Origin of the sequence: Streptomyces hesseae (assembly GCF_031845785.1) — a bacterium.
Taxonomy (GTDB): Bacteria; Actinomycetota; Actinomycetes; order Streptomycetales; family Streptomycetaceae; genus Streptomyces; species Streptomyces hesseae.
The window spans coordinates 34,304-46,156 of the sequence record NZ_JAVRFI010000037.1; the positions used below are offsets into that span (position 1 = coordinate 34,304).

Sequence of the window (11,853 nt, forward strand, 5' to 3'; positions counted from 1 at the left end):
CTCCGGCGCCGTACCCGGCTGCGGCGGACGCGGCACCCGCGGCGGCGCTGCGGGCTGTGGGCGCCGGCGAGGGCCGGGCGCGCGGGGAGCGGTCCTGACAGCGGGGCGATGACGGTTCATCGGGCTCTCCTGCCTGTGCTGGTCGCGTGGACAGGAAGCGCCGTGGGCGCCGGGTGGTGCTGGTGTTGCGGACCCGCGAACATTCGTCCCGGGCCTCAGGCGGTGCCGGGACGGCGGCTGCTTCGGCGATGCGCGAGACCCTGACACAGGGCAGTCGGAATGGCCGGGCGAGTATGTGGTCCCGCCTGCGGCTGGCCCGGCTGGTCCGGCTTGCCCGCGGGTGGCTGCCCGGGCTGCTGGTGGCTGAGCCGTGTGGGGCCCTGTATCCCGCCCGCCTGTCAGAGGGGCCTGGCACACACATGTACGACGCCTACAAAGCATGACCGATGCAAATATTGCATCATTTTCGGCTATGGTAGAGGTCATGGGTTTGGGTTTGGAGGAATCACTGCGGCTGGCGGTGGCTGCGTTGATGCAGGCGACAGGTGACTCGCAGCGGGTGATCGCTGCGGTGCTGGGGTTGACGCAGACGCAGGTCTCGCGCCGGCAGTCGGGGGCGACCTCGTGGACCTTGCGTGACGTCGATGTCCTGGCCGAGCACTACGAGATCGCTGCGCTGGATCTGCTGGCGGGCCCGACCCGGGCGTGCGAGACGCTGCCCGCCGCCCGGCGCCGCACCGCCAACGCCGAGAAGGGAATGACCGGGTGAGTGATTTCGATGCGATCGACTCGCTGCTCGCCGCTGTCGGCCCGGAAGCCGGGCTTCCCTCTCCTCAGGTCCGCCAGGAGCTGCGGGAGCGGGCCCGGTTGTCCAAGGCCCAGGTGGCCCGCGCGCTCGGGGTGAGCCCGAGCACGGTCGCCGGGTGGGAGTCCGGCCGGGACCCGGTCGGCGAGATGCGGACCAAGTACGCGTATCTCCTGGACGGACTGGCCGCCAAATTCGCCACCGACACCGCCCCGGTCACGCCGCCTGCCGCCGAGCCGGCGGTGGCGCAGCCCCCTGCTGCGGCCGAGAGTCCTCCGGCTTCCCCGGCACCCGAAGAAGGCGGTGAGGGCGATGAGGTGGAGGTCCTCGCCGTGCCCGAGCCGTGCGTGCTGTGCGGTGGCATGGCCAGGACGCGGGTGGCGGGGTTCGCCCAGCACCTGGACCCGGCCGGCTGCCAGGCCGCCGCTGCCGCGCCCGACAAGCCCACTGCGCCACCTTCCCCACCTGAGACCGCCCCGGCCAGGAAGCCGTCGTCGCACGCATCGCGTACGACGACGCGTCCTTCCGAGCGTTCCCGGGGACCGGCCCGTCGTGCGTTCCAGGAACCGTCCGGACCGGTCGACCTGATCGCCCAGGCGGTGCAGGCCGCGCTCGCAGAACACCACGGCGACGTCGAGGCGGCAACGGCCGCGTTGCTGAAGCGGGCGATCCCCGATGCGATGCGCCTTTTGGACGAGACCCGTAAGGGCGCCCGCTACGACGTGATCGCCCACCCCTGGATCCCCGACATCCTCAAGAAGCAGACGTCCCGCGGTGCGGACCAGATCTGGGAGGCCCGCCCGAAGTGGACTCGCCGCGAGCTGCCGCCCGGCGCGCATGAGGTGACGGCGCTCGACATCAACGGCGCCTACCTCTCCGCCCTCAAAACCCACCTCCCCCTCGGCCAGCTCGAGCACTCCGCCGGCCTCCCACACGACCGCCGCCGCGCCGGCGTCCACCTCATCACCCCACCCGTATGGGAGCACGAGCAGGTCCTGCCCAACCCCATCGGAAACCGGGACGAACCAGGCCCCCTGTGGGTCACCGAACCGACCCTGCGCCTCCTGCTGCGCCTGTCCGGTCCGAAGTACGCTCTGTGCGCGCCGCCGGAGATCCACGAGTCCTACACCTCCGGTGCCACGGAGAACTTGCTGGAGAAGTTCCGTATCGCCCTGAAGGACGCCCGCGACACCGCGATCGAGCAAGGGGACGAGGTGACCTTGGAGTATGTGAAGGCGATGTACAGCAAGTTCGTCTCGACGATGGGGGAGTCGAATTACAACCGGGAGCTGTACCGCCCGGACTGGATGCACATCATCCGCTCCCAGGCGTTCGCGAACCTGTGGCTCAAAGCGCTCAAGGCCCACGACGAGGGTCTTATGGTCGTTCGTGTGATGGGTACTGACGAGCTCCATGTCACCGGTGACTGGCGCGGTGTCTTCCCTGAGGGCCGGGGTGTTACCGAGGTCAAGGTGAAAGACACCTACACCGCCGGAGCCGGTACCGCCGGGCACACTGGAACGGAAGGGGAGGGAGAGGAGGGGTAATGCCGGAGAAGAACATCGATTTCGGGAAGTTCGGTGCCCGGGGCATCAGGGGCAGTGATGCCGTAGCCCGCAAGCTCGATGAGCTCGCGGGTGGCATCGCGACCCCGGTGACTGTCAGGCGTGGCTGGATAGCGCGTCTGCACTATCTGACGAGGTCGGGCAAGAGCCGGAAGGCCGCCAAGGACGCCGGGCTGACGGTCACCGACCGGACGCTGAAGGCGTGGCTGGAGGGAAAGAGGACGCCGTCGAAGGCTAGCCTGGCCAGGATCGACGCGGCGTACCGGGTGGTGCGCCGTCAGAACGTGGCCCGTCACCTTCTCAAGCGCCTGAACCGTGAGGGGCGCGGGACCCGGGTGGAGATCCACCCCCTGGACCAGTCCCAGGTACCACGGCCGTTGCAGCGGGTGGTGGAATACCGGACGGTGAATGTGCGCCGCTGGGACAGGATCGTCGGCTCCTGGGCGGCCGGTGACCACCAGGGCCTCGACGCCGCTTGGGACGACACGATCGTCGATCTGGGCTCGCAGTGGGGCCAGTACGAGTATGTCACCAACGTCGGCTTCGCCGCGTAGAAGCTCTGCAGATTCTCACATTCCGTGTCATTTTCCCGGGTTCGTTGTCAGGCGGCCGCCATGCTCCGAGAACGTGCTGGTCGCGGCTTTGGGGCCGGGCGCCGGAGTGGGGATCTGACACGGAATATGAGAAGTCCTCGCCGGTGACGTGGTCCGGGAACTCTGGATCGGCCCTGGTCGTGGCGTCGGCGGATGACATGGCCGGTGAGAACCGGCTGACCGGACACGGCTGCGCCGGACGCCCCGCGCATACGGCATGGCATGGCACCCGCTCGTCAGAGCCTCGGGTGCCGGCCCGTTCCGCAGCAGGCCAGGCCCCGGTCGCTCTCCGCGAAGGAGAGCGGCCGGGGCTGCTTCGGGTCCGGGAGCGACCTTGCTGCGCAATTTCCGCTGGCCATGTGGTGATCACATCGCGAGGCTGTGCCGCCCCGGGAGCGCTCGGTCACTCACACGGGCCTGAGCAGCCGCATTCGTGCAGGTGTCATGCCGTGGGCTTCTGCAGCCAGTCTGCTTCGGTGGTCCAGAACATCTGGCGTGCGCCGAGGTAGTCGTGGGCGAAGTCCGTGAAGCGTTCGCGGGTGAACGGCTTACCGGTCTTGGGGTCCTTGGCGTTGATGTCGGGTTCCTGGACGGCCATCGCGACGAGGGGAAGGGCGTCCTTGTATGCGTGGAGGAACTTGTAGGAGTTCTCCATCTGGTACTTCCGGTCCGGCAGGGTGTCCGGTCCTCCGATGCCGATCTTCTTGTCCCTGGCGAGGTCGAACATCTCCTTCATGCGCTTGTGGTCGTCGTCATCCGGCAGGAAGTTGATGTATTGGATGAACTGCGTCTTGGTGAAGACCTTCTTGCCGTAGCGCATGTTGTCGATCTCGGCGTCGATGTAGGACTTCGAGGTGTATTTGGTCTGGTCCGTCTTGGTGTCCACCTCGACCGCGGTCTCCGGAAGGTTCACCCCGGCGAGCTTGCCGTCGAACTTCTGCGCCATCGCCTTCAGCATGGCCTGGAAGTCCGCTCGCACCTGCTTGTTCCACTGCGCGGCCATGGCCCCGTGGGTGGTGGGGTTGTCGGGGTTCTCATCGACCGTCGGCGCGATGCCGCCCTCGTCCTTCACATACTGGGGGACGTTGGCGTCCTTCATGGCTACGTCGAAGAACCGGTCCTGGACCTGGACGAACAGTTTCTTGTGGCGTTCCTGGAGGTGCTTCAGGGCTTTGTCCAGCCGCGACCACGTGTACTCCCCCTTCTTCCCTTCAAGGGCCTTCCAGGGGGCCACCACCTGTACGCCGCCGATGTCCTTACGGTCGATTATGGCCTTGACCTTGGGGTCCTCGCCGGACACGGCGTCCTCGAATGCGCCGAGCGACATGTACAGATTGTCCGTCACCTTGCCGTGGGACACCGGGGCGGTGGCCTTGGCGGGGGTGGGGGCCGCGGCGGCCACCCCGGCGGTGGCTGTCAAGGCCACGGCTGTGAGGACAACAGATCCGGCTGCACCACGTTGCGTCATCATGCACGAGACGCTAGGGGAGCGTTCTCAGTGAAAGATAAGAGCGTCCATCGATGGGTGTGGGCACCTTCGGCTTCAGGCCGGGCAGGTCGGGGAGCGGCTTTGTCTGCAAGGGTGACGCTGAAGTCGAACTGCCGGGCGGCACGTCTGCTGCCCGGGCGGTGGTCGAAGTGCCCGAGGTAGCAGTCCCTGACGGCGGCGACGGTCGGCCCGGTCTCCTCGGCGGCTTCCCTGCGCAGGGCCTCGATCAGATTCTCGCCGTCACCGACGCCACCAGAGGGGGCCGTCAGGGAGATCCGGGAGAATCCGGACGAGCGAGTCGTCCGCCGCGCCCCGCTGTGTGCACATGGTCCGGGGTCAGGGCTGGCTGGTGGATTCTCCGGTGGTCTGTTCGTTCGCCCACTGCTGGGCCGCGGCGAGGTCGGGGGCGGTCCCGGCGGGGACGTAGGTGAAGCTGTCCCACTGCTCCAGGGCTCTTGGCTGGTCGGGGTGGAGATGGCCGGCGCCGCCGTGCAGCGGCCGGCAGGGCGTTCAGGCGGGAGGCGACGAGAGGGCGGAGCCGGCGCGGGCAGCCTCGTCGAGAGCCTGCTGGGCTGCTGCGGCGCCCTCCGGCCGCGGCGAGGACGCGGGCGAAAGACGGCCCGGGCCCCCACGTGCTCGGCTGCGCCGAAGTACGCCACCCATTGCGGCACGTCGCCCAGGCCGCCCGAGACGAGTTCGCCGGCGGCGCCGAGGTGCCACCCGGCACTGCGCCCGCCGCCGGGGGCCGCGTGGAGGCGTCCGGCCTGGGAGGCGACCGGCGCCCTGGTCGCGGGCAGCGTCACCTGCTTCGCGGCGACGCCGAAGAGGCCGAGGGCATCGCGAGGGCGGCCCAGGCAGATCATCTGGTGGGACACGCGCGTGACGATCTCCACCCCGCGGTCGCCCTGCCCCGCCGGCTGCGTGGATACCGTAGGGCCAGTACCTCTGGGCGGTCGTGTACCGGCCGCTGTCGTGGCTGACCCACCCGGCCGGCGCCGCCAGATCGGCGGCCGCGCCGGACAGCCGGGCCTTCAGGGAGGACGGGGCGCCGTCCTCGGTGCGGCGGGCGACTTCGGCGAGCCGGGCGACGGTCGCCGAGCGGTACAGGCCACCGGCCCTGACCGCATGGCCTCCAGGCGCCCGGACAAGGAGCGTGGCGGCCTCCGGCCTGGGCACCGGTCATGGTTCCCGGACCCACCCGTAGCCGTCATCCGCCCCCGTCCGGCGCCGCGGCCATCATCGCCGGGCAAGCCGTTCCCCTCGTACACCGCGGCGAAGAAGGGGCAGTTGCCGGCGAGACCACCGCCTGCAGGCCGGACACGGTGTCAGTTCTGGTGATTTCGTAGGCGCCGTCGCGCCCCGGAGTCTTCGTTTCGAAGGCGCTGAAGTGATCTTGCTTTGGATTCGCTTGGCGTAGGCGGTGGCAAACGCTACCGGTGCGCGGTCGAGAGAGCCGGTGCCGAGTGGAAGCCCGCTGCTCACGGCCTGGACGATGTGCGGACCACCGATGTGCTCCCGGACCCGGGGTCGCAGTGGGGCCAGTACGAGTACGTCACCAACGTCGGCTTCGCTGCAGAGAAGCAGTTGTGGGGTCTCAAATTCTTGTTGTCACCGCGACCGCCGGACAGTGCGCGCCGGGTCGGCCGCCGGGGTTGCGGGGCAGCTCAGGCGGCTGCGTGGCGCCGCAGCAGGTGACAACCACGATGCGCCGCGTACTGCTGGTGACAGATAGCGCGCCTCATTGGTGACAACTACCGTGCTTCGCCCGACTGTGAAGCCGCAGTTCAGCGGATGCCCACGGTGACAACTACCGTGCTTCGGCTCACGGGATCTCAGAGCTGATGTCGGATCAGAGTCGGATGCGATACAGAGTTGAGACGTGCAGGTCGTGACCATCACTCGTCCGGAAAACGCGTGGCCGCCGCCATCCGGAAGTCCGTCGCCGACCGGAGACGCTTTGCCCAGGCTGGGGAGAGGTTGTTACCGTCACGCCAGCGCGAGAGGCGCGTGATCACGGGACAGGGAGGTTGATGAATATGGCCGCCGTCGGCCGTCTTCAGCATGCCCTTGTCCGGCCCGCGCGCTAGCAGAGCGCGGGCCGGGTCGTTCCAACGACCAGGAGTGACACGTGTCTTCCTCCACTGCATCAGACCGCATTCAGCTGACCACCGACCGCCTTGTTCTCCGGTCCTGGACCATGGCCGAGGCCACCGCGGTCCTCGACGACACCAGGTCGGCCGAGTGGGCGGACGATTTCCCCGCCGAAGGCGACCGCGTCATCGCGGGCCTCTTCGACCAGTACCCCGCCTGGCTCGGTGAACACGGCCACCGTCTGGTCATCGAGCGTGACAGCGGCTTGGTGGTGGGATCGATCGGCCTGTTCTGGCCGCCCAGCGAGGGAATCCTCGAAATCGGATACGGCATCGTGGCTTCCCGCCGCGGCCGGGGCTATGCCCCTGAGGCCACCCGGGCCCTGGCGGAGTTCGCCCTCACCGCACCGGACGTCCATACCGTGTCCGCCGGCGTGGAACTGTCGAACCCGTCCTCCATCCGCGTGCTGGAGAAGGCCGGCTTCCACCGCTGGGCCACCGAGGACGGCACAGCCCGGTTCAGGCTCACGAGCCCGGACCACGGCCGGCGCTGAACCCTGGGGCCCTGGAGACACGGCCTCCAGGGCCCCACCGCAGTCACGCAGCATGCGCAGGGGCTGAGGAAATGACACGGCCGTGAGACGGACCGCTCCGGCAGAGCCGTGAGACAGCCAGAGAAACCGCACGACACAGCGTTGCCGCATGGCACGGAAGCGGAGAACCTACAGCAGCCCCTCGGCAGGAGGTGGTCTCCGGAGCCCGTTGTGATGGCGTACTGTGGGGATCACCGACGCGGGGTGGAGCAGCTCGGTAGCTCGCTGGGCTCATAACCCAGAGGTCGCAGGTTCAAATCCTGTCCCCGCTACTGCCGAACAGGGCCCGGATCCATGCGGATCCGGGCCCTGCCGCGTCCGTGCTCCGGTGGGTCCGGCGGCTACGGCCGCAGTCTTTTGCGCCGGGCCGGGCGGGGTATCGCGTTCCAACCCGCGGTTGCTGGTCCCAGGAAGTACACAGAGGCCGAGCCGGCGAAAACCAAGAATGCCGCGGCGCTCGGCCTGGGCAGTCTGCGCCAGAGGCCTGGGCGGAGTGGCGAGGCCGGGTCTTGCTGTTTCGTAGGCATCGCTGCGCCCTGGCGTCTGCGTTTCGAAGGAATATTGACGATCTTGCCATTGGTTTTGCTGGAGAGAGGTGCGGAGGTCGGGGACTGCCGACGCGGTATCGAGCCGGGCCGCGCCACTCAGCCGCAGATCGTACCGATGCTCTGGTAACTGACCGGATGAAGCCGGGTCCATGAGTGCCTGTTTCTGAACCCCGTATCAGCAAGTCAAGAGCCGTCAGGCCGAAATGGGAACTTTGCGCAAGTGTTCGGGGAACGGTCACCGCGACCGTTCCCCGAACGGGAACCGCTGCGGCTGGTGTGGCCCAGGTGAAGAAGCGGCTGCAGTACTCTGCCCGCGTGGATGCTACGGGTGGGGTTCGGAGTCTTCCCGGCTGGCGGGTGCTCGTCGTCGGGGGCGCGTCGGGGATGGGGAAGACCGGTGTCGGGCGGGCATTGGCACGACGGTACGACGTCCCCGTCGTGGAGGTCGATGACATCGTGGAGGCCCTCCTCGCGGTGACACTGCCCGAGCATTTGCCGGAGGTCCACTTCTGGCGCACTCACCCGGAGGCCGCCCGCCGGACACCCGAGTCGGTGGTCGAGCGGCAGATCGCGATCGCCGAGGCGCTGGCGCCGGCGATCGAGGCAGTGGTGGCCAACCATGTGGGCACCGATACCCCGGTGATCCTGGAAGGGGACTACGTCCTGCCCGGACCGGCGACGCCCAAAGGTCCGGTCCGTGCCGTCTTCCTCCACGAGGACGACGAGGGGCAGGTGACGGCCAACTACCTGCGCCGGGAGCCGGAGGCCGGACCGCAGCGCCATCGCGCACGCGTCAGCGTGCTGTACGGCCGGTGGCTCGCCGCGCAGGCGCGGGCGGTCGGCGTGCCGGTCGTCGCTCCGCGTCCGTGGGAGGACCTGGCCAGCCGTGTCGCCGAGACGGTGGAGGATGCCTCTACCAACACCGTGGCGTCGGCCCGAACCGCCGCTACCCAGAGCCTTCCGACGAGCCCAGTGGCTTGATCGACCTGAAGGCGATGGCCAGCACCTTCACCCTTGGTCCGCCTGCTGTCGACTACCGCCCGCGCTCCAGGGGGATCAGAAACAGGCACTGAGGACCGGTCCCGTTCCTGCTGTCTTTGTCCCAGGGCTGCGCTCCCGGCCAGGTTCACCAGCGCATGCCGAGTGTGTCGAGGTCCGCGCGGCGCTGCTCGGTGAGTTTGCCGGCCCGTTTGCGGATGTTGTCGAGGACCATGCCGAGCTTCACCGCCACAAGCTCCTCAGCGCTGCCCTGGCGGCCTTCCGGCTCCAGGTGCTCGATGTGTTTTCTGGGTACGTTGAGGTGGCCTTCGCGGGCGTGGTACCGGCGTGCCGCACGAAGATTGAGCGCCCACTTGTCTTCCTGCGTGCGCTTCACCGGCTGCTCGTGTTCTTCGGCCGGGTTGAGGCCGAGGACGTTGGCGAGCATCCATTGCTGGACCGGCAGCAAGTCGTCCCAGCTGAGACGGCATGCCCGGGCCCAGCGGCCGAGGTCTTCGCCCTGCACGATCACCTCACCCGGCCCCGCTGGTACCGTCCCGCCGCCTCCGACATGGGCCTGTGCGAGGCGGAAGCAGCGCTGCCACCCGGTATCCCATACCGGGCACCAGCCCGGGTCGATGTCGTCCAGCGCGTCCCGCCGCGCTTCGGTGAGTGCCTTGGCGCTGGATACGACGGGGAGGCCGGCCGCGTGCCGCTCGGCGATGGTGTCCGCGATCCGGGCGGCGGTGCGCTGGTTCTTCGCCCAGGTCCCGACGGGGTAGCCGTTCCAGACGGCAGTGGCAGGCGGGAGGAAATGCCCATGTACTGCAGCCCAGGCCCGTGCGGCGGTGAGTCCTTCCTCGAACGCGACGTCCTGATGGGACCAGACCATCCCGAGCCCGTCCAGCTCGGCGACGCGGGCCGGAGCCAGGCGCCCGGCCTTGCTGAAACGCCGCTGGTCCGCCAGCCACGTCCCCAGCGGGAACCCGGCCGGCGACCACTCCGGCGGGGTGACGAAGCCGTACGGTACCCGCAGCTGCGCGGCGCCGGTCTCCTTCACATACCGCACGCACGCCTCGATCCCACGCCGCCAGAAGGCGTTCTCCGGCTCGAGCACCCGCAGCTTCACGAACCGGGCCAGCAGCGCGGGATCCCGAGGGGTGCTGAACCTCAGCAGCTCCCGCGCAGGCGCACTCGGCCCCTGCTCCCCCTCCGGCCGCTCCTGGCCCCCTTCACCAGCCCTCACGGCCTCCTCCGGCTCGTAGCTCCCGCTGCGCACACGGGGATCGGCGAGGACTTCAACGGTGTCGGCGTCGTGGGCGCGGAGCGCCTCGAGGATCTTCGCCAGGCTCTCGTACGCCGGAGAGGTCAGTATGTCGTCCGGACTTTCACCAGGCGCGAGGAATACCGGGACGATCAGCGAAGCCATTTTCCCCTCGCCCGGCTTCATACGCAGCGCACGGCCGACCATCTGCACAATATCGATCATCGACCCCCTGGCATCGCAGAAAGCGACGGAATCACAATTCGCTGTATCGACCCCTTCGCCTAGCACCTTCACGGAACTGAGCACGCGCAGAGCGGCCGGCCGCAGCCCGCCCTCGTCCTCGATGATGTCGGCCGCGAACTCCTCCAGCACGGCGCGCCGGTGGCCGGGGGAGTGCTCGCCGCACAGCCAGCCGGCCCATACCCGTTCCGGCGCCGGGAACCGGCGCGGATCGTCCTGCCAGAGCCGCTGCGCGACGCCGGCGACACCCTCGGCCATGACCTCGGCCTCGATGACCTTGCTGTGGAACGTCAGGACCTTCCGCAGCCGCTCCTGCACTGCCGCGGTCAGGACCCCGGTCTGCAGCGCCGCGAGCCGGGCCCCGCGCGCCGCGTCCGAGCCGGGCCCGGCCGCCTGGCGCGCCTGGTGGAAACCGGGGTCGGTGACGTCGACGCACACGACTTGGTAGGGCGCGACCAGGCCGCGGCTGACGGCCTCGGACAGAGTCAGCTTGAACGCCACGGGCCCGAAGACCGGGGAGTCCGGGTCCATACTCGCGATCACCCGGGGCTGCGCCCACCCGCCACCGTGGGTGTCCTCGGATGCTTCCCAGATCCGGGCCGTGGCGGTCATGTAGAGGCGGCGGGCCGCCGGGATCTTTGCCTGGTCGTGCACGGACGCCCAGGGTTTGCCGGCGTCTCCGCTGGTGCGGTGCGCCTCGTCCACGACCATCAGGTCCCACACGTGCAGGCCCTGAGAGTGTGCGCGCTGGAGGATGCCGAGGCCGACGGCGGCGTAGGTGGCGAACACCGTTACCCGCTCCAGCCCGTTCGCCCATGCCACGAGCTCGGCCGGGTCCGTCGTACAGGGCATGCCGCCAGAGTCTTCTGCCCGCAGTGAGCAGACCCCGAGCATCGCTCCGGTACGGCCGCCCTCCCGCCACGCGGCCGCAGATTGTGTCAGCAGGTCGAGGGTCGGTACCAGGACCAGGACCCGCCGGGCGGTCAGTTTTTGGGCGGTCTCGGTGGCGATCAGTGTCTTGCCCGAGCCGGTCGCAGCGATGACCTGGGTCCGCAGTCCTTCGGCCGGCAAGTGTCCGTCGGCGGGCGTCTGCAGGACGTGGAGGACGGCATCGACGGCTTCCACCTGATGCGGGAACAGTTCTTTCCCTGACATCATCTTTCCCTTCACAGTTCACACCTGACGGCTTTTCAAGTTCATTGGAATCCGGTTATGCCGGAAAACCGGGAGACGGGCAATTGGGCTATTCAGCTTTCGAAAAACGAATTTCCGGGCGAGTTAAGACTCTCTGTCCGGCTGCCTGGAGGCCGTGACGGGGGTTGCCCGCCTTTCCATAACATAGCGGGCCAGACAGAATGACGCACGATACTGTTCCGTCCTATTCGATTCCGCCATCCCAGAGCCGCCACGACGAGCACGGGCTTGCCGCATCCACTCGCCCCGGCCCCAACGAAGGAACCAGGCTAGCCACTCACCCCCATATACCCCTCCAGCCAGCCCAAGGAACGTGCGGAGCGCGTTCCTTCAGGCCGGATCGCGGAGCGATCCGAGCCGGAGGCCAACGGAGTTGGCCTCCGGGGCCACGGAGTGGCCCGGAACCTCGGGACGGAGTCCCGAAACAACGCACGGAGTGCGTTGTCGTCTTCCGCCGCGTAGCGGCGGCGCGTCGTGTCTGCGGAGCAGAC

Annotated in this window: 9 protein-coding genes, 1 tRNA gene and 1 pseudogene; 7 read left to right on the plus strand and 4 right to left on the minus strand. The window is 68.7% G+C overall.

Annotated elements, in window-relative coordinates:
* Nucleotides 1-484 precede the first annotated feature (484 nt).
* The 3 genes from RM609_RS32770 to RM609_RS32780 are packed head-to-tail and all read left to right on the plus strand — an operon-like array spanning nucleotide 485 to nucleotide 2,924.
* The gene (locus RM609_RS32770) at nucleotides 485-769 is read left to right on the plus strand and encodes a helix-turn-helix domain-containing protein (RefSeq protein ID WP_311616036.1); all 285 of its coding nucleotides are present in this window, start codon (nucleotides 485-487) and stop codon (nucleotides 767-769) included.
* Complete coding sequence (locus tag RM609_RS32775) at nucleotides 766-2,352, plus strand: helix-turn-helix domain-containing protein (RefSeq protein WP_311616038.1); 1,587 nt, start codon at nucleotides 766-768, stop codon at nucleotides 2,350-2,352. The genes RM609_RS32770 and RM609_RS32775 overlap by 4 nt, the downstream gene beginning before the upstream one ends.
* Nucleotides 2,352-2,924 (plus strand): transcriptional regulator, encoded by a 573-nt coding sequence (locus RM609_RS32780; protein ID WP_311616040.1) that lies wholly within the window; start codon nucleotides 2,352-2,354, stop codon nucleotides 2,922-2,924. The genes RM609_RS32775 and RM609_RS32780 overlap by 1 nt, the downstream gene beginning before the upstream one ends.
* 481 nt (nucleotides 2,925-3,405) lie before the next feature.
* Here RM609_RS32780 and RM609_RS32785 read toward each other — a convergent pair whose 3' ends face one another.
* The 3 genes from RM609_RS32785 to RM609_RS32795 form a co-directional block, all read right to left on the minus strand.
* Entirely contained in the window at nucleotides 3,406-4,389 is a 984-nt protein-coding gene (locus RM609_RS32785; protein ID WP_311616042.1) for a hypothetical protein, read from the minus strand.
* Between the two features lie 41 nt (nucleotides 4,390-4,430).
* Entirely contained in the window at nucleotides 4,431-4,727 is a 297-nt protein-coding gene (locus RM609_RS32790; protein WP_311616050.1) for an NUDIX domain-containing protein, read from the minus strand.
* A 61-nt stretch (nucleotides 4,728-4,788) separates the two neighbouring features.
* Nucleotides 4,789-4,947 (minus strand): DUF6087 family protein, encoded by a 159-nt coding sequence (locus RM609_RS32795; protein WP_311616052.1) that lies wholly within the window; start codon nucleotides 4,945-4,947, stop codon nucleotides 4,789-4,791.
* 984 nt (nucleotides 4,948-5,931) lie between these two features.
* On the opposite strand from RM609_RS32795, the pseudogene RM609_RS34680 reads away from it, so the two are divergent.
* The 4 genes and pseudogenes from RM609_RS34680 to RM609_RS32810 form a co-directional block, all read left to right on the plus strand.
* Nucleotides 5,932-6,027 (plus strand): annotated as a pseudogene (locus RM609_RS34680) (transcriptional regulator); the annotation flags it as partial.
* Nucleotides 6,028-6,580: 553 nt separating this feature from the next.
* Nucleotides 6,581-7,096 (plus strand): GNAT family N-acetyltransferase, encoded by a 516-nt coding sequence (locus RM609_RS32800; RefSeq protein WP_311616044.1) that lies wholly within the window; start codon nucleotides 6,581-6,583, stop codon nucleotides 7,094-7,096.
* Between the two features lie 237 nt (nucleotides 7,097-7,333).
* Nucleotides 7,334-7,407: transfer RNA gene (locus RM609_RS32805), tRNA-Met, on the plus strand.
* Between the two features lie 714 nt (nucleotides 7,408-8,121).
* Nucleotides 8,122-8,664, plus strand: a complete 543-nt coding sequence (locus RM609_RS32810) for a hypothetical protein (protein ID WP_311616046.1) — start codon at nucleotides 8,122-8,124, stop codon at nucleotides 8,662-8,664.
* A 145-nt stretch (nucleotides 8,665-8,809) separates the two neighbouring features.
* Here the strand turns inward: RM609_RS32810 and RM609_RS32815 are convergent, their stop codons facing one another.
* Nucleotides 8,810-11,338: a helicase associated domain-containing protein gene (locus tag RM609_RS32815; RefSeq protein WP_438828592.1), complete on the minus strand. Its 2,529-nt coding sequence runs from the start codon at nucleotides 11,336-11,338 to the stop codon at nucleotides 8,810-8,812.
* Nucleotides 11,339-11,853: the final 515 nt, after the last annotated feature.